Here is a 17280-nt window from a genome sequence, read left to right on the forward strand (position 1 = left end):
CTCACCTCGCGGTGACCGCGGGGCTGTTGTAGCCCTCCACCCGCAGCTCGGGGCGCCCCGACGGGAGCGCGGCGGCCGGCCAGGACAGCGTGACCGTGCGGGACTCGCCGGGCAGCAGCCACAGGTAGTTGTCGCCGTACAGCGTCGGCAGCACCCGCTCGCCGCTGTGCTGGTCGAGCAGCGACAGCCGCACCATCGCGGCGACAGCCGACCCCCGGTTGCGTACGGTCGCGGTCAGGGCGCGACGCGAGCCCTCGGCGGTGACGCGCCCGATAGAGGCCGAGGTGCGGACCTGCCGGGCGCTGCCGAGCGCGGTCATGGCGGCGGGGGTGCGGTAGCGCCAGTAGGTGTTGCGCGACAGCTCCCGCCCCTTGCCGTCGGACAGGACCAGCCGGAGCAGGTGCAGATCGGGCAGGTCGTCGGTCCACCCCGCGGTGAAGGCCTCGGCGACTGCCGCCGAGCCGACGTCCACCCGGGCGCTGCGGGCGGTGCCGAGCCCGCGCCCGCCGAGGTCGTAGGCCTGCGCCGTGACACGGGCGCCCCGCAGCTCGCGTGAGGTGTGGTTGACGGCGATGACCTGCCAGGTGACCGGATCGGCCTGGACGTGCAGCGGCTCGCACGCCGACCTGGCACCGTAGTAGGTGCCGTTGACGTCGAAGTCGTAGTCGTAGGTCTGCCAGACGGTGCTGTGCCACGCGGGGTGGGACATCCACAGCATCAACCCGCTGGCGTCGTCCCACAGATTGGCGTTCCACGCCTCGAACATCGCGCGGGTGTTCTCGTAGTTGACGAACTGCGCCTTGCGCGCGAAGTCCTCCAGGTCCCGGGCGGCGCCGAGCCTGGCCTCGATCGCCGCCCTGTAGTTCTGCGGGGCCTGATTCCCGTGCTCGCTCCAGTCGTGGTAGTACCAGGCGCCGCCGATCGGCCACTCGGGACCGTCACCGACCATGCGGCGCACGCTCTCGGCGGTGGAGACCACCGGCATGCCGATCTCGGTGTGGAATCCGAAGCTGCCGCCGCCGTAGGTCGAGGGGTCGAAGTAGCGCTCGGGCTCGATCCAGTTGTAGGGGCCGCCGCCGGAGATGATGCCGCCGGCCGAGTTGTTCTGGTACAGGATGCCGGGGGCCTGGGACTGCACGGCGTCACGCATGCCGTCGTCGATCGCCTTGGGCGGGTTGCCCTCGTTGGCGCCGCACCACACCACCACCGAGGGGTGGATGCGGTAGCGCAGCACGGTGTCGCGGGCGATGCCGTTGTAGGCGTCATGGTCCGGCGGGTCCATGCCCCAGGCGTTCGGGAAGTCGTTCCACACCAGGATCCCGTGCTCGTCGCAGCTGGCGAAGAACTCCTCGCGGTCGCTGGAGCCCACCCAGTTGCGGATCATGGTGAAGTTCATGTCGCGGTGCATGCGCACGGCCGCGTCCATCCGCTCCGCCGGCATCCGGCGCAGCAGTTCGTCCCAGCCCCAGTTGCCGCCGCGGCACAGCACCCGGACCCCGTTGACGCTGATCCGCAGCGGATCGGGCGCGTTCTTCACGGACTTCACGTCCGTCCAGGACTTCCCGTCGTCGGACACCTGGATGACGTAGGTCCTGGGGTAGGCCGCCTCCCAGAGGATCACCACCCGGTCGAAGGCCTGGGCGGAGCCGAGGTCGACCTGGATCCACTGGTTGTCGGAGTACTCGGACGACCAGCGCGAACCCGGGTTGCCGTCGGTGGCGTTGGCCGCCGGGTTGGCGGGGTCCTCGCTCGACGCGGTGACGCCGCGGTGCAGCGCAAGGTCGGTGTCGGGCCTGTTGCTGTCGACGACGGACAGCGACCAGAGCGAGTTGCCCCAGCTGGTCTGCCGCAGGCCGCAGCTGATCCGCACATGGCGGGCGGTGAGCGCGGTGAAGTCCTCGGTCTGCAGGCTCGCGTCACCGCTGTTGAAGGGCAGCGGCACCGCGGAGTTGTCCACCGCCGCCGCGTCGGTCCACGTCGAGCCGTCGGTCGAGACCTGCACCACGTAGGTCTTTGCGTAGGCCTGCTCCCAGGTGAGGTCGACCCGGTCGAAGGACCGTACGGCCCCCAGGTCCAGCTGGAGCCACTGGTCGTCCTGGTAGCCGGAGGACCAGCGGGTGGCCGGGTCGCCGTCGGTGGCGTTGCCGGGGCCGTGGTCGTCCCCGTCCACCGAGGAGGCGGTCGCGGCGGCGTGCAGCGCGAGGTCCACCGCCGGCTGCGCGCTGTCGACCACGGCCACCGTCCACAGCGACGCGCCCCAGCCGGTCGCCCTGGTCAGGCAGCGGACCCGCAGGTGGCGTGCGCTCTGCGGGCCGACGTCCACCGACTGGGTGTAGGAGTCGCCGCTGCCGGTGAAGGGCAGCGGCACCGCGTACTCGTAGCCGAACTGGCGGATGCCGAACCGGGTGGTGCGCCGGTCGCTCTCGCGGCCGCCGACAGCCGCGGTCAAGGTGAGGTCGTGCAGGGCTGCGTCGCCCAGGCCGTTGGGCCACCACAGCTTCGGGTCGCGCACCCGCAGCGGGGCGTAGGCGTCGGGGGCGAAGACCACGTCGAGGCTCTGCCCGGCGGGCACGGTGACCGACCGGGAGACGTGGACGCCGTCGAAGGAGGCGGAGACCGTCGCCTCGCGGTCGGCGTCGGCCGCGTTGCGCACCGGCACGGTCAGGGTCAGCTCGGCGACCGAGGTGTCCGGCAGGTTGGGCAGCACGGTGTCCACCCGCGGGTCGCCGATGACCACGTCCCCGGTGGACCGCAGCCTGACGTGGTTCCAGATGCCGGACACCCGGTCGCGCACCGCCGGCATCCAGTCCCAGCCCGAAACCGCGAGATAGGTGGGCGAGTTGAGGTTCATCTGCCCGGCGCCCGCGTCCACCCACGACTCACCGGCCGGGCCCTTGTCGCCGGGGCTGCCGGGGATCGGCATCGGCGTGATCTTCACCGCGAGCGCGTTGCCGCCCTTGGCCGACAGCAGGGCCGTGATGTCGTGCGCCGAGCGGGCGAAGGGGTAGGTCAGGCCGCCGACCCGCTGCCCGTTGAGCCAGATGTCCGCCTGGTGGTTGACGCCGTCGAACTCCAGCCAGACCCTGCGGCCCGCGCCGGCGGGCAGGCCGCGCGGCAGTTCGAAGTCCCGCTTGTACCACCAGGAGTGGCGCGACAGCGCCTCGGGAATGTGCAGGTTGTTCAGACCCGCGACAGGATCGGGCAGTTTGCCCTGGTCGACCAGCGACGCCAGCACCGTGCCCGGCACGGTCGCCGGCAGCCAGCCGCTGGTGTCGACGGTGGTCCGCGACAGGTCCGCCCCCTCGCCGCCGGCCCAGTCGTCCATGGTCAGCGTCCAGCCCGACTCCAGCGGCACGGTCCCATCGGCGCCGACCGCGAGCGCGGGCGCCCGGTGGTCGTGCCGGCCCCAGTCGGTCCAGCCGGTGGCGTCCGCCCGGTGGGCGGGCGGGGTCCCGTAGACCTCGAAGCCGTTGAGACCGAGCGGGTTGGGGTTGGACCGCTTGCGCGAAGTCATCCGCACCCACCGGGCGACCACCGGCTGGTCCAGCACGATGTCCACGGTGCCGCCGGTGCCGGCGGTGGTGCGGTGGACGCTGGTCCACGACCGCCGGTCGCGGGAGGTCTCCACGACGAAGTCGACGGCGTGACTCGACAGGATCTCCTGGCCCGTCGTGCCGTCGGACCAGTTCCCCGAGGTCGGCTTGGTGAAGACCGGGTCGTGCTCGCCGCCCTCGAAGGTCAGCCTGATCGCGGTGACATGGCAGTCCGCCTGGAGGTCGACCGAGATCCACTGCGGGTCGCCGTCGGCCGCGCGCCATCCGCTGCCGCGCACTCCGGGTGAGTTGAGGCCGTCCACGGCGAATTCGGCGGGGGTGGGAGCGTAGTCGGTCGAGGAGACCTCGACCGGGCGGTAGGCGGCCAGTTCACCGGGCGCCGCCGGCTTCCCCTCCGTCCCCGGCCGCGCGCCGGGTGCGGCGGCGGCGCTCACCCCCGGGAGTCCTGCGAGTCCGAACCCGGCCAGCAGGGTCGAGCCGGTTGCGACGACGGACCGCCGGGAAGGGTGCGGCGGTTGCGGCTGATGCGCCATGCGTGAGGTCCAATCACGAGTACGGTTCCTGCCGGCGAGCAGTCAGGGGCGGGGGCCCGCCGCCCTTCTGACAACGTTGCCGTCGTGCGGCTCGGGTGCTGCTCAGAACGATTGACAACGTTGCCACAGGCTGGAACGTCCGCTACCGCTTGTCAAGCCCCGGGAAGGGGCGGACCTCTCTCCCGGGGCTCTCCCCCTTGCTCCCCCGGACCGCGCGCGGGCTGCGAGAAGGCCGCGCGCGGGCCGCCGGCAGGCCGCTGGGCCGCCGGCCCGCGCGGCGTGGCCGCGCACAGGACGCGACGGACGGTCAGGGCGGTGCGGCGCCCGGGCACTTGGCGTCGGACGCCCCGGACTCCGGCAGGCCACCGTCGCCCCGGACCCCCGGCGAGCGCCCACGCCCGGTGCGCGCCGAGCGCCGCGGCCACCGCGGTGGGCGCGAAGACCAGCGTGCCCGCGGCGGCGGCCACCCGGCCGACCAGGGCGGGCTCGGTGCGCTGCTGCACGGCGGTGAAGGCCGCGACGATCACCCAGGGCAGCCCGACGCCGATCGCCAGGGTCCCGGCGAGCACCACCGGCAGCGACGGCACGGCCCGTACGGCGGCGCCCGCGGTGAAGAGCAGCAGGCCCACGGCTGCGAAGGCGTGCTCCGGGAGCCGGCGCATGACGGCGCCGGCCACGGTTCCCGCCATGATCGAGCCCGCGCCCTGGACCGCGTAGAGCACGCCGACGGCGCCCCGGACCCCCGCCATGCGACCGCGGCCGGCGCCCCCGGATCGGCTCCCGAGCAACCGCGTCAGACGCTCAGGGACCCCTCCGCGCGCCCGCCACCGGTCCCCCGGCCCCCCGCGAGCGCCCGCGATCGGGCCCGCACGGCCGACCCGCGCCGTGGCGGGCGCCCCCGTGCGGCGGGGGCTGTCATCCTGCGGTCGGGGCTACCGGCTGGGGCGGATCTGCATGCCGGGGCGGCGGCGGTGGACGGTCAGGTAGTCGAGGCCCGTGTCGCCCGCCGTGATGCTGCGGGTGGAGCCGTGCGGCAGCCAGACGAGGGATCCCTCGGCGAGGGTGTGGGGCTCACCGGGCTCCGCGGTGGCCAGCAGGCCGCCGCCGGACACCACGAGGACCAGGACGTCGAGGTCGGGCTCGGCGTGCGTGGCGATGTGCTCACCCGGCGCCAGGTGGACGAGGTTGGCGTCGAGCTGCCGGCCGCTCTCGGCGAGCTTCCACCTGACACCGGTCGCCCCGGCGGCGTCGGCGGCCAGCGCCCGCGCGTCGGCCAGGACTTGCGCCACCGGCTCGGGCCCGGTCACGACGCGGTCCCGGACACCCGACGGGTCTGCCGGCCGCCGGTCCCGGATACGGCCGTGGAAGCTCGCGTCATCGCCTGCCCCTCGTCTCGGGCGCCCGGTTCTCGGCTCCCGGGCATCCTGGCGGCAATTGTCCCAGGTGGGCCGGCCCCCGAGGCCCCCGGGGCTCAGGCGCGGGTGGGCAGGGCCGCCGCGTCGGCGGCGGTGCGCAGGACGGCGCGGATCATCTCAGGGGTGACGGTGCGGGTCGAGATGTTGCGCCGGCTCGGGTGGTAGCACCCGATGAGGTGCAGCTCGCCGTCGCCCTCGGCCTCGTGCAGGACCACGTTCCTGGCGTGCCCGAAGGCCGGGCGGGGGCGGGGCAGTCGCCAGCCTGCGTCGCGCAGGACGGGGAGCAGGGCCTGCCAGCCGAAGCCGCCGAGGACGACGACCGCCCGCAGGGTCGGGCGCAGCAGCTGGAACTCGCGGGCGAGCCAGGGGCGGCAGGTATCGCGTTCCGCGGTGGTGGGCCGGTTGTCGGGCGGCGCGCAGTGCACGGGTGAGGTGATCCGTACGCCGTGCAGCCGTAGGCCGTCCGCGCGGTCCACGGCGGTGGGCCGGGAGGCCAGGCCGACCGCGTGCAGGGCCGCGTAGAGCACGTCGCCCGACGGGTCGCCGGTGAACATCCGGCCGGTGCGGTTGCCGCCGTGCGCGGCGGGCGCGAGCCCGACGATCGCCAGTGCCGCGTCCTGCGGGCCGAAGCCGGGTACCGGCCTGGCCCAGTAGGTCCAGTCCAGATAGGCCCGCCGCTTGACGCGGCCGACCTCCTCGCGCCAGGCCACCAGCCGGGGGCAGGCACGGCAGGTGCTCACCTCGTCGTCCAGCGCGGGCACCGCTCCCGCGCGGGCGGCGGCGGCCGCCGGGAAGCCGGGGTCGTCCGGCCCGCCGACCGATGCGCTCAGGTCCATGGTCCGCAGTCCGCCTCTCCCCGCGCTGATCCGCGCGGCCGGCACCGGTAAAATGGGACGTCCCGTCAGGGAGAGGTGTCGCCATGGCCGAGTCGATCACGTATCGCCGAGTCTACGAGGAGACCGCGCCCGAGGACGGTACACGGGTGCTGGTGGACCGGGTGTGGCCGCGGGGCATGCGCAAGGCCGACGCCCATCTGGACGAGTGGCTGCGCGACGTCGCGCCCTCGACCGACCTGCGCCGCTGGTACGGCCACGAGCCGGACCGCTTCCCCGAGTTCCGCCGTCGCTATCGCGCGGAGTTGCGCGACTCCGGGCACCGGACGGCGGTGGACCATCTGCGTGACCTCGCGGGCGCGGACGGGCGGCTGACGCTGCTGACCGCCACCAAGGACGTCGACCGCAGCCAGGCAGCGGTCCTCGCGCAGTGGCTGGCCGGGAAGGCCTGAGCCCGCTGCCGGCTGTCCGGGGGCGCGGCCGCCCCGGGCGTCCCGCCGCCGTCAGTGCCGCGGCGGGATGCGGACGACGAGGACCGCGACGTCGTCGTCGAAGACCTGGCCGTGGTTGGCGATGACCTCGTCGCAGAGCACGTCGAGCGCCGCCGTGGACAGGGAGCCCGCCTGCGCCGCAAGCGCGCGCATGCCCTCGTCGATGTCCTGGCCGCGGCGCTCGATCAGGCCGTCGGTGAACAGCAGCAGGGTGCTGCCGGGCGGCAGCGTGTGCTCGTGGTCGGGGCGTGGCAGCCGGGTGTCGATGCCGACCGGGATGCCGTGCCTGAGCGGGGCGAGGTAGCAGACTCCGCCGTCCTCGGTGATCAGCAGCGGCGGCGGGTGCCCGGCGTTGGTCCAGTGGAAGGTGTACTCCCCCGCGCGCCGCTCCTCCAGCCGCCCGAGCACGAGTGTGGCCGCCGGCGGGTCGACGAGGGTGGCGACGACCTCGTCCAGCTTGGAGACGATCACCCCGGGCGGCCCGCCCCGGTCGTGGGCCAGCGCGCGCAGCATGTTGCGGAACTGGCCCATGACGGGTGCGACCCCGGGGTCGTGCCCGGTGACGTCGCCGACCACGATGCACGGCACCCCGTCGGGCAGGATGTGCACGTCGTACCAGTCACCGCCGAGGTTGGGCAGCTCGGAGGCCGGCTGGTAGCGCGCCCGCACCTCGATCGGCCCCAGGTCGGGCAGGGCGGGCAGCAGGCTGCGCTGGAACTGCTCGGTGGTGTATTTGAGCCGCTCGTAGAGCCGGGCGTTCTCGATGCTGACGCTCGCGGCGCTGGCCAGCGCGGTCAGCAGCGTCTCGTCCTCGCCGGTGAAGAGCGTCCCGTCGTTCTTGCCGGACAGGCACAGGTTGCCGTAGACCGTGCCGCGTACGGTCAGCGGCGCGCCCAGCACCTTCATCCCGGCCGGCCGGCCGGCGGGGAAGCAGGCGGCGATCTCGTCCGCGCCCACCCCGCCGACCGTGATCATGTCGACGACCTCGCCGTCCTCGCCGAGCACCCCGAGCGCACCGTAGCGGGCGTTGATCAGTTCGGTGGCCGCCGTCACGATGTGGTGCAGCACGTTGTGCATGTCCATGTCGGCGCTGATGGCCACGACCGCGTCCAGCAGCCGGCGCTGCCTGCGCTGGACCGCGGTGAGCCTGCGCAGCTGCTCCTCGAGGGAGGCGGGCGGCCCGCCCTCGCGCGGGTGGCCCTGCCCGGTGTCCTCGGTCATGCCCGCACCTCCTCACCGGGCCGGTGGCGGGCCCAGGCGGCCGAAGGGCCCGCCGCGGCCGCCGTCACCAGGCGTAGATCCGCGCCATGATCTCCTGCCGGGCGGCGCCGTGCGGCCCGGGGTGGGCGATGACCAGCGGCAGGCCGTCGGGATCGCGCCCCTCGACCACGGTCACGCCGTCCGCCGTCTCCTTGGACGAGATGTGGGCGGAGCGCTCCTTGAGCATCCGCTCGCACCGCAGGAGGTCGTCGGAGCTGTCGGCGGTCCAGATCACGTACTGCACGCCGATGGCGCCGAGCGGGTGCTCGCCGCCCGAGCCCATGACGCGCAGGTACATCTGGGTGTCGGCCGCACCGACGAGCAGCGCGGCCGTGGTGGCACGGACCGCGACCCGCATCAGCAGCAGTTCCCGGTAGAAGTCCACGGCCCGGTCCAGGTCGCGTACGAAGACCACCACGGAGGCGAGCCGGGGGCCGGGGGCGGCCGGCTGCCCGCCGTGCTCGTCGGCCCCCTCGCCGTGCCCGGCCTTTCCGTCGACGTGCCCGTCCCGGCCTGCGCCGGCCGAAGGTCCACCGGCGGCGGGCGCCCCGGCCCCATCCGATCCCATCCAGAGCCCCTCGTCCGCCGGCCGTCGGTCTGCGATTCCGGCATCCCGCCGGAATCCTCCTCTTCACGCTACAGGCCACCAGAACCGGGCGCTCGGCACAGCGCAACGGCGCGTAAAACGCCCAGGTGGTGGCACGGATGGCGCAAGCACGCCGCCCGACCCGGCCGCGGCGGCCACACGGGCCGGGGCGGGCGGGGCCCCGGCAGACCGCACGCCGGCGGGTCCTCGCAGGACCGGCGCCGCCGCCCCGCTGCCACGGCGCGCTACCGTCGATCGTGTACCGCGAGCACGTGCGCGTCCCGGCCGCACCCGGCAGGACGTGTCACCGCCCGCCGACGCCGCCGAGGTGGAGCCGCTCATGACCACACCGCAGGACCTGCTGATCGTCGCCATGGACGTGGAGTCCAGCCGCCCGGTGGAGTCGGGCGACCTGTCGCTCGCCCTCGCGGGCGCCGAGCTGCTCGACCTGCTCGACGGCGGCCTGCTCACGCTGGACGGCGACCTGATCGTGCCGGGTGCCGGGCAGGCACCGGGAGACCGGCTGCTGGCGGAAGCCGCGGCGGCGCTGGTGCGGCAGCGGCCGTACGAGTCGGTCGAGGACTGGCTGTGGCGCAGGGGCCGCGCGCTGTCGACGGCGTATCTGGAGGCCATGGAGTCCGCGGGCGACATCACGCGGCAGCACCGGCGGCTGCTTCCCGGCCGGCCGGGGCCCGCGGAGCTCGCCGACACCCCCGCCCGCCGCCACGCCACCGAGCGGTGGTCCTCCGGCGAGCCGGTCCTCGGCGTCCTCGCGGGCGCGCTCGGCATCCGGGCGGAGCCGGACGGCGAACCGCCTGCCGTCACCGACGAGGGGGTCGTGACGGTGGTCGCGACGGTCAGCGACGCGGTGGTGGAGCTGGACGCGGTACGCCAGCGGCGGAGCATCGAGCAGGCGGCCTTCGACAACATCTGGCGGGGGCCGGGCGGATGACGCGCCCAGCCCCGCCACCCGGATACGGCGGCGGGGCCCGGCGCGGTGCGCGGGTCAGCCCTGGGCCAGCAGTTCCACCTCCGCCAGCGAGGTCGTGTCCTGGTCGCCGTTGCCTGCGGTCACCACCAGCCGGTACGAGGTGTACGAGCCGGGGTGGGCGATCTCGAACGGCCGGGTCTGCAGCCGGTCGGTGAAGACCTGGTCCGACCTGGTGTCGAGGGTCTTCCAGTGCTTGCCGTCGCCTGAGCCCTGGAGCTGCCAGCTCCTCGGGTCCTGGGCGGCGGCGGTGCTGCCCGAGGTGAGCGTGTAGAAGGTGGCCTTCGGCCCGGACTTCCGTGCGGTGTCACCGGTGAAGGTGTACTGCACCGTCGGGTCGGCGGCCGGGAAGGTGACCGCGGTCTTCGAGGTGTTGTCGAAGAGCGCGGCCACGTCGGTGCCGTCGCCGGCCGTCGCGGTGCCCTGGCCGGGACCGGTCAGGTCGGCCAGCGGCTGCGGCGTCTCGCCTGCCTTGGTGAGCGACGGCGGGAGCGCGTCCTTGCCCGAGCCCCACGCGGACGGCTTGGCGCCCATGGTGAAGTCCAGCCGTGCGCCCGACTCCAGTTGGCTTTGCGTCAGGTACACCTTGTTCCACGGCTTGCCGTTGACCTTCAGCGACTGCACGTAGATGTTCTTGCCGCTGTTGTCCGGCGCGTTGACGACGATGCTGCGGCCGTTGTCCAGGTGGACGGTGGCCTTGGTGAACAGCGGGGAGCCGATGACGTAGTTGTCGTTGCCGACCTGGAGCGGGTAGAAGCCGAGCGCGCTGAAGATCTGCCAGGTGGCGGTGGCGCCGTTGTCCTCGTCGCCGGGGAAGCCCTGGCCGATCGAGCTGCCGGTGAACAGCCGCTGCTGGATCTGCCGGACGGCGGCCTGGGTCTTGGCAGGGGCGCCCGCGTAGTCGTACATGTACGGGATGCCGAACGACGGCTGGTTGCTCATGCCGAGCTCGCCCATCCGGACGTCCCTGGCCTCCAGCATCTCGTGGATGGTGCCGCCGTAGCCGCCGGCGTCGCCGTCAGCGGTCTCCTGGGTGCCGAAGAACGCGTCGAGCTTCTTCTCCAGGCCCTTCTGGCCGCCGTAGAGCGCAGCGAGGCCGTCGGGGTCCTGCGGGACGGTGAAGGCATAGTTCCAGGCGTTGGTCTCGGTGTACTCGTTGCCCCACTGCTGCGGGTCGAAGGCGCTGTCGGCGACCCGCCAGGAGCCGTCGGCCTTGCGGCCCTCGAAGAAGCCGACGCCGGAGTTGAACACCGTGGTGTAGTTCCGGGCACGTCCCAGGAAGTACGCCGACTCCTCCTGGTAGCGGTCGCGGTCGGCCTTGGAGGTGTGCGGGGCCTTGGCGAGCTTGGCGGCCATCATGCCGATGCCGTAGTCGTTGATGTAGCCGTCCAGCGTCCAGGAGACGCTGCCGTCCACCGAGGTGTCGGTGTAGCCGTCGAACACCGAGGTGTCCAGGCCCTTGCGGCCGACGCCGCCGGCCGTCGGGAAGACGGTGGCGTTCTTCACGGCCGCCTCGTAGGCCGCCTTGGCGTCGAAGTTGTCGACGCCCTTGGCGAAGGCGTCGGCGAAGGCCACGTCGGAGCTGGTGCCGGTCATCAGGTCGGCGTAGCCCGGCGAGGACCAGCGGGCGGTCCAGCCGCCGTCCTTGTACTGCTGGACGAAGCCGTCGGCGAGTTCACCGGCGGTCTTGGACTCCAGCAGGGAGTAGGCGGGCCACTCGCTGCGGTAGGTGTCCCAGAAGCCGTTGTTGACGTAGACCTTGCCGTCCACGATCTTCGCGCCGGTCTCGGTGGGCGTGCCGGCGCCGGTGGCCGGGGAGAAGGGGCTGGCGTACCGGTAGACCGGCGCCGCTGCCGTCCCGGTGTCCTCCGCACCGGAGTTGGGGTACAGGTTCATCCGGTACAGGTTCGAGTACAGCGTGGTGAGCTGGTCGTCACTGGCGCCCTGGACCTCGACCTTGCCCAGCTTGGCGTTCCACTGGTGCTCGGCGCTGTCCTTGACGGCGTCGAAGGAGGTGCCCTTGGGGATCTCCAGGTCCAGGTTCTTCTTCGCCTGGTCGATGCCGATGAACGAGGTGGCGATCCGCATGGTCACCGTCTTGTCGCCCGAGGTGTCGAACCGGGCGTATCCGGTGACGTTGTCGCGGCCCTGCCCGGTGACCTTGGTGGCCGTGCCCGGTGCCCGGTCGAACTCGCCGTGCACGTACATCCGCGTCGCGGCCTCGCCGCCGCCGGTGTTGACGTCGGAGTAGCCGTCCAGGGTGCCCGCGGCGGCGTCGAAGGTCAGGCCGCCGTTGTTGTTGACGTTGTCGAACAGCAGGTCACCGTTGTCGCCGGGGAAGGTGAAGCGGAATTCGGCGGCGTGGTCGGTGGGCGCGATCTCGGCCTTGATGCCGTTCTTGAACGTCACCCCGTAGTAGTTCGGCTGCGCCACCTCGTCCTTGTGGTCGAAGGCGAGCGCCCGCTTGCCGCGGTTCAGGTCCGGGGTGCCGGACGCCGCGGACGGCATCACCTGGAAGGTGTCGCGGTCCCCCATCCACGGGCTGGGCTCGTGGCTGATGCCGAGCGCCTGCAGCGTCGGCAGGTTGTCGGCGTTGTTCTGTGCGGCGTAGCTGTACTCCCAGCCGGTCGAGCCCGCGTCGGTGACCGGCGTGAAGAAGTTGAAGCCGTTCGGGACGGCCGTCAGCGGCAGGTTGTTGCCGCGCGAGAAGGAGCCCGAGGCGTTGGTGCCGCGCCGGGTGTCGACGTGCTCGGCGTAGCTCGCCGAGGTGTCGCGGGCCGGGGCCGCACCGATGGTGAGGTCGTCGATCCACCCCTTGAACTGGGTGTTCGCGCCCACCTCCGCGCTGCCGGCCGGGTCGTCGTAGCCGAGCAGGATGCGGTCGATCGTCTTGCCCGCGGCCACCTTGCCGATGGCCGAGGCGACGGCGTTCCACTGCGAGGCGTAGAGGATCTTGCCCGCGCCCTGGCCGTTCGGGCTGAGGGTGACGCCGTTCTGGTCCTGCGCCGGCGTCCGCAGCCTGCTGAGGTAGCTGCCGTCGGTGAAGTGCAGGTCGATCGAGGCGTAGGTGCTCGGGTACTTCAGGTCACCGCCGGTCAGCTCCGGGAAGATGTCGTACGAGAGCTGCGTGTCGCGGTGCACGGGTATGTGCACGTCGTAGAGCTTGTTCCAGGCGTGCACGGCGCCCGACCGGGTGTGGCTGCCCGCGTACTCCAGCGCTTTGAGGCCGCTGAAGCCGACACTCGGCTTGACGTTCGGACCCGAGGAGGGGCCGGCGCCGACCGAGCTGGTCATGCCCGACACCGGCGGCGGCGGGGCGGAGCCGTCGGACAGGATCAGGTCGGCGAGCTGGACGATGTCGCCGCTGGTGTTGGCCGTGACGTTCAGCCGGTAGTAGCGGAACGCGGCGGGGTTCGCGACGTCGTAGACGTTGCTCTTGAAGCGGCCGCTGAACTTCACGCCGCTGCGGCTGTCGACGGTGGTCCAGTCGGAGCCGTCGGCGGAGCCCTGGAGGGTGAAGTCCTTCGGGTCGCGCTCCGGGGAGTCGTTCGCGGAGGTGAGCGCGTACTTCTTGACCGTCACGTCCTCGGACAGCTTGTACTGCACCCAGCCGCTGCTCGCGAAGGTGAGCCACTTGGTGTTGGCGTCCTCGTCCGCGGTGTTCCCGGCGACCTCGTTCGGCGGGTTGTCGGAACTGGCCGTGACCTCGGCGATCTTGTCCTTGACGCTGCCGGGCAGCACGGGCAGGGTGCCCGCGGTCACGCCGGAGACGTCCGGGGCGCCCTTGGCGTCGGTCTCCGCGGTGTCGGTCCAGGTCGGCTGCGGGTCACCGGATTCGAATGACGTCGTGAAGGCGGGTGCGCCGTCGCCCTGCTTGGTGGTGTCCGCGTGCGCGAGCGCGGACACGGGCACGATCAGGGCCATCGAGACCGCACCTGCCAGCGCGGTCTTGGTGAGGGTGCGGCGCATTGGGCCACGTCTCATGGGTGTTGCCTTTCTCCTTGCGGCTCCGGGTTGCTGCTCGGAATGCCTCATGCGTTGCGCCCGCTGAGCGCGTAGAGCGACAGGCGCGGGTCGTCGGGCAGGGTGAGCGAGACGGCGGTCTTCGAGCTGTCGAGCGGCACGGTCAGGTGCCAGATGTCGACCGCGACGCCGTCCGGTGCGCCCTGCGCGCTGTAGCGGCTGTCGGCGTGGATCGCCCGGTCCTCGCCGAGGCGCGGCGAACCGGCCGCCCAGTCGGACGCGGTGAGCGCGACGTCGGCGGTGGTGCCGTCGGCGTAGTGGACGGTGGCGGTGGACCGGACGTCGCCGTGGTGGGCGGTGAGCAGGACGTCGAGCGCCGAGTAGCCGCGGGCCACCAGCGGCACGCTCTGGCCGTGGGCGGGCGCGAAGTTGGCCGCGCTGCCCGTGGTGTCGGGGAAGCGGTAGGCGTGCCCGTCCAGGACGCCCGTTCCGGGCGCGGGCAGTTGCTCGGCGGGGAAGCTGGTGCCCGTGCCGTCGAAGTCCGCACCGGTGGTGCCCGCGGTGCCGACTCCGTCGACCGTGTACTGGGCCGACAGGTCCTGCGGGCAGGAGCCGGTCGGGCCCTCGCAGGTCGCCGTCGTCACCGACACCTGCACGGTCCGGGTGACGGCGGGTCCGTGCAGCTGGGCGACCCGGACGGTGACCGGGTAGGTGCCGTCGGGGGTGCCCGCGGGTGCGGTGATGTGCACCGGCACCTCGTGGGTGGCGGGCAGCGTGTCGGAGGTGACGGTGAAGCTGCCGTGCTGCGGGTCCGCGGTGAGCGGGGCGGGCGCGGTCACCGTGACGGTGCCGGAGGCGTCGCCCGGTGCGGTCAGGACGGCGGAGACGGTCACGTCGGCCGCGGTGCCGCCGCCGAGGACGCCGACCGGCGACGGGGCCACCGAGGCGGCGGTGCGTCGCTGGGTGTCCGCGGCGGTGTCGAGGGCGGGCGGCGCGTCGGAGCGGGCGGTGCCCCACGCCGAGGGCGCGTCGCCGAGGGTGAGCGCGATGTCCTTGCCCGCCCTGATGTCGCCTGTGGTGATGTAGGTGTGGCTCAGCTTGCGGCCGCCGAGCCGCGCTGACCGGATGTAGCGGTCGGCCTCCGAGCTGCCGGGGGCGGTGACGGTCAGCCGGCCGTGCGGGTAGTAGTGCCGGTCGAGGGTGAGGTCGACGCGGCTGAAGATCGGGGTGGACAGGCCCCACAGGTCGGTGCCCGGCTCCATCGGGTAGACACCGATCGCCGAGAGCACCTGCCATGCCGACATGGTGCCGAGGTCGTCGTTGCCGGTGACGCCGTTGGGCGCGTCGGTGAACAGGGTCAGCGCGGCGTGCACCACGTCGGTGGTCTTCCACGGCTGACCGGTCGACAGGTAGGTGTAGGGGGCGCTGAGGTCGGGCTCGTTCTGCGGGTTGTACTTGTCCTGGTTGTAGTACGAGTACGGGCCGTTGACCCACACGTCGCGGGCGGTGCCCGCGGGGTCCTTGACCAGCTGGTCGTAGGCGAAGAAGGAGTCCAGCCGGGCGTTGGCCGCCTCCGCGCCGCCGATCAGGCCGACCAGGCCCGGCACGTCCTGCGGGACCAGCCACATGTACTGCCACGAGGTGCCCTCGTGGAAGCCGGTGCTCGCGGCCGGGTCGGCGGGCCCGACGAAGCCGCCGTCGGTGTCGCGGGCGCGGAAGAAGCCGGTGCGCGGGTCGAGGATGTTGCGGTAGTTCTGCCCCCTGGCCAGGTAGCGCCGGGCGTCGGCGGTGTGGCCGAGGTCGCGGGCCATCCCGCCGAGTGCGGCGTCGGCGAGGGCGTACTCCAGCGTCGCCGAGGGGCCGTGCTGGAAGTCGTTGTCACCCGGCTTGCCCGGGTGCGCCGGGTCGTAGGGCACGTAGCCGCCGGCCAGGTACTCGGCGTCGGCCTGCCGCCCGGCCGCGGGCGAGGACGCCGGCGGGACGGTGTCGGCGTGCTTCTTGAGCGCCTGGTATGCCTCCTCCTCATGGCCCTTGAGCAGGCCCTGCCGGTAGGCGTCCACCAGGAAAGGGGTGACCGGGTCGCCGGTCATGATGTTCGTCTCGACGGTGGCGTAGCCCCAGCGCGGCAGGCTCCCGCTCTGCTGGGCGACCCGGAGCAGGGACAGCGCCATGTCACGGGACTCGGCGGGCGCCAGCAGCGAGAGCAGTTGCTGCTGGGTGCGGTAGGTGTCCCACAGCGACCAGTTCTGGTAGTACGTCGAGCCGCCGCCGGAGTGCACCTTGTCGTCCCAGCCGGTGTAGCGGCCGTCGACGTCGCTGCCGATGTTCGGTGCGAGGAAGGAGCGGTAGAGCGAGGAGTAGAAGGTGCGCTGCTGCTCGTCGCTGCCGCCCTGGACGCGGATCCCGGACAGCCGGTCCTGCCAGGCCCGCTTGGCGGCGGCCGCGGTGGCGTCGAAGGTGCCGCGGCCCTCGGCGGCGAGGTTGGCCGCGGCGCCGCGGGCGTCCACCCAGGACAGCGTGGTGACGGCGGTGACGCTGCGGTCCGTGGTGGTGTCGAAGCGGACGTAGGCGCCGCCGAGGCCGGTGGAGGTGGAGGCGCGGCTGCCGTCGGTGACGTCGGCGCCGTTCCAGGTGCCGAAGGCGGTGAACGGGCGGTCGAAGCGGGTCTCGGTGTACAGCGTGTACGGCCGGGTGTCCTGGCAGAAGCCGCTGCCGGTGATCGCGGTCACGACGGTGCGGTCGTCGACGACCCGGACGGTGCTCGAGGTGACCTTGTGCAGGGCCTGCCCGGAGTTCAGCATCACGTTGGCCTGGTCGGTGGCCGGGAAGGTGTAGCGCTGCCAGCCGGTGCGGTCGGTGGCGCTGAGCTCGGCGGTGATGCCGGTGCCGAGGGCGACCTTGTAGTAGCCGGGCGAGGCGGTCTCGTCGGCGTGGCTGAACTGCGCCGCGTACCGGGTGTCGTCGGTGGCGGTGATGGCGCCGGTCGTCGGCAGCACGGGCAGGTCGCCGCCGAGGCCGCAGCCGACACCCGACAGGTGGACCGCGCTGAAGCCGAGGATGTGGTCCTGGTCGTAGTCGTAGCCGGTGTTGTGCCCGGTGTCGGGCGACAGCTGCACCATGCCGAAGGGCACCGCGGCGCCGGGGTAGGTGTTGCCGTCGTTCTGGGTGCCGATGAAGGAGTCGACCAGGTGGGTGAGGTCGCCGCCGGCGGCCGTGGCGCCTGCGGGCTGGGCCGGCAGCAGGGCCGCCCCCGCGGCGAGCAGCACGGTGGCCGCGGCTGCCGCGGCGCTGCGCAGGCGGTGCGTTCTGGGAGCCATACCTTCCTCTCTCCGTGTGTGACAACGTTGTCAGAGCATCAGGTACACCTGTCACATCTGAGGCTCGAGATGCGGGACATACGACTGAGCCGTGAGGCATCCTGTTACGCCCCGCCCGGCAGCGTCAATGATGTAGGACGAATCAATATCGACTCGTCAGCCGGGAAGGCGGGCGCGGGAGTTGGCGGCGCGCGTCGGGGCCGCAGGTCGCAGCGGCCCTGACTGCCTGTCGCCGCCGGGGCCGGGCCCCCGGGCCGGGGGGGGGGGCGCCCCCCCCCGCGCCGGGGGGCCCCCCCCCCCGCCGGGGGGGGGGGGGGCGGGGGCGGGCCCCGGGGGGGCC

General features: G+C 73.0%; 9 protein-coding genes and 1 pseudogene. 2 read left to right on the forward strand and 8 right to left on the reverse strand.

Annotated elements, in window-relative coordinates; translation table 11 throughout:
• Nucleotide 1 precedes the first annotated feature (1 nt).
• The 4 genes from ACGFMP_RS30940 to ACGFMP_RS30955 all read right to left on the reverse strand — a co-directional run bounded on the left by ACGFMP_RS30940 (nucleotide 2) and on the right by ACGFMP_RS30955 (nucleotide 6338).
• Nucleotides 2-4087 carry a discoidin domain-containing protein gene (locus ACGFMP_RS30940; RefSeq protein ID WP_393676534.1) on the reverse strand — a complete coding sequence of 1362 codons (4086 nt, stop codon included), beginning with the start codon at nucleotides 4085-4087 and terminating at the stop codon, nucleotides 2-4.
• A 152-nt stretch (nucleotides 4088-4239) separates the two neighbouring features.
• Nucleotides 4240-4836, reverse strand: coding sequence for a hypothetical protein (locus tag ACGFMP_RS30945; RefSeq protein WP_393676536.1), 597 nt, complete (start codon nucleotides 4834-4836; stop codon nucleotides 4240-4242).
• A 183-nt stretch (nucleotides 4837-5019) separates the two neighbouring features.
• A complete protein-coding gene (locus tag ACGFMP_RS30950) occupies nucleotides 5020-5394 on the reverse strand; it encodes a cupin domain-containing protein (protein ID WP_393676538.1) in 375 nt (124 codons plus the stop codon).
• Between the two features lie 164 nt (nucleotides 5395-5558).
• A complete protein-coding gene (locus ACGFMP_RS30955) occupies nucleotides 5559-6338 on the reverse strand; it encodes a uracil-DNA glycosylase (protein ID WP_393676540.1) in 780 nt (259 codons plus the stop codon).
• A gap of 83 nt (nucleotides 6339-6421) precedes the next feature.
• Between ACGFMP_RS30955 and ACGFMP_RS30960 the strand changes: the two genes are divergently transcribed.
• A complete protein-coding gene (locus ACGFMP_RS30960) occupies nucleotides 6422-6787 on the forward strand; it encodes a DUF488 domain-containing protein (protein WP_393676542.1) in 366 nt (121 codons plus the stop codon).
• 51 nt (nucleotides 6788-6838) lie between these two features.
• On the opposite strand, the gene ACGFMP_RS30965 is transcribed toward ACGFMP_RS30960, so the two are convergent.
• The gene (locus ACGFMP_RS30965) at nucleotides 6839-8047 is read right to left on the reverse strand and encodes a PP2C family protein-serine/threonine phosphatase (protein ID WP_393676544.1); all 1209 of its coding nucleotides are present in this window, start codon (nucleotides 8045-8047) and stop codon (nucleotides 6839-6841) included.
• A gap of 64 nt (nucleotides 8048-8111) precedes the next feature.
• Nucleotides 8112-8654 carry a VOC family protein gene (locus ACGFMP_RS30970; RefSeq protein ID WP_393676545.1) on the reverse strand — a complete coding sequence of 181 codons (543 nt, stop codon included), beginning with the start codon at nucleotides 8652-8654 and terminating at the stop codon, nucleotides 8112-8114.
• Between the two features lie 358 nt (nucleotides 8655-9012).
• Between ACGFMP_RS30970 and ACGFMP_RS30975 the strand changes: the two genes are divergently transcribed.
• Entirely contained in the window at nucleotides 9013-9624 is a 612-nt protein-coding gene (locus tag ACGFMP_RS30975; protein WP_393676547.1) for a GPP34 family phosphoprotein, read from the forward strand.
• Between the two features lie 54 nt (nucleotides 9625-9678).
• Here the strand turns inward: ACGFMP_RS30975 and ACGFMP_RS30980 are convergent, their stop codons facing one another.
• Nucleotides 9679-13644 (reverse strand): GH92 family glycosyl hydrolase, encoded by a 3966-nt coding sequence (locus ACGFMP_RS30980; protein ID WP_393676548.1) that lies wholly within the window; start codon nucleotides 13642-13644, stop codon nucleotides 9679-9681.
• A 959-nt stretch (nucleotides 13645-14603) separates the two neighbouring features.
• Nucleotides 14604-16940, reverse strand: a pseudogene (locus ACGFMP_RS30985) (GH92 family glycosyl hydrolase); the annotation flags it as partial.
• Nucleotides 16941-17280 lie beyond the last annotated feature (340 nt).

The sequence above is a fragment of the Streptomyces sp. NPDC049040 genome, assembly GCF_043197715.1.
Lineage (GTDB): Bacteria > Actinomycetota > Actinomycetes > Streptomycetales > Streptomycetaceae > Actinacidiphila.

Coding starts and splice junctions, on each gene's coding strand:
- ACGFMP_RS30965 (WP_393676544.1), bottom strand. CDS start 8,047: ATGACCGAGGACACCGGGCAGGGCCACCCGCGCGAGGGCGGGCCGCCC.
- ACGFMP_RS30970 (WP_393676545.1), bottom strand. CDS start 8,654: ATGGGATCGGATGGGGCCGGGGCGCCCGCCGCCGGTGGACCTTCGGCC.
- ACGFMP_RS30960 (WP_393676542.1), top strand. CDS start 6,422: ATGGCCGAGTCGATCACGTATCGCCGAGTCTACGAGGAGACCGCGCCC.
- ACGFMP_RS30945 (WP_393676536.1), bottom strand. CDS start 4,836: ATGGCGGGGGTCCGGGGCGCCGTCGGCGTGCTCTACGCGGTCCAGGGC.
- ACGFMP_RS30980 (WP_393676548.1), bottom strand. CDS start 13,644: ATGAGACGTGGCCCAATGCGCCGCACCCTCACCAAGACCGCGCTGGCA.
- ACGFMP_RS30955 (WP_393676540.1), bottom strand. CDS start 6,338: ATGGACCTGAGCGCATCGGTCGGCGGGCCGGACGACCCCGGCTTCCCG.
- ACGFMP_RS30975 (WP_393676547.1), top strand. CDS start 9,013: ATGACCACACCGCAGGACCTGCTGATCGTCGCCATGGACGTGGAGTCC.
- ACGFMP_RS30940 (WP_393676534.1), bottom strand. CDS start 4,087: ATGGCGCATCAGCCGCAACCGCCGCACCCTTCCCGGCGGTCCGTCGTC.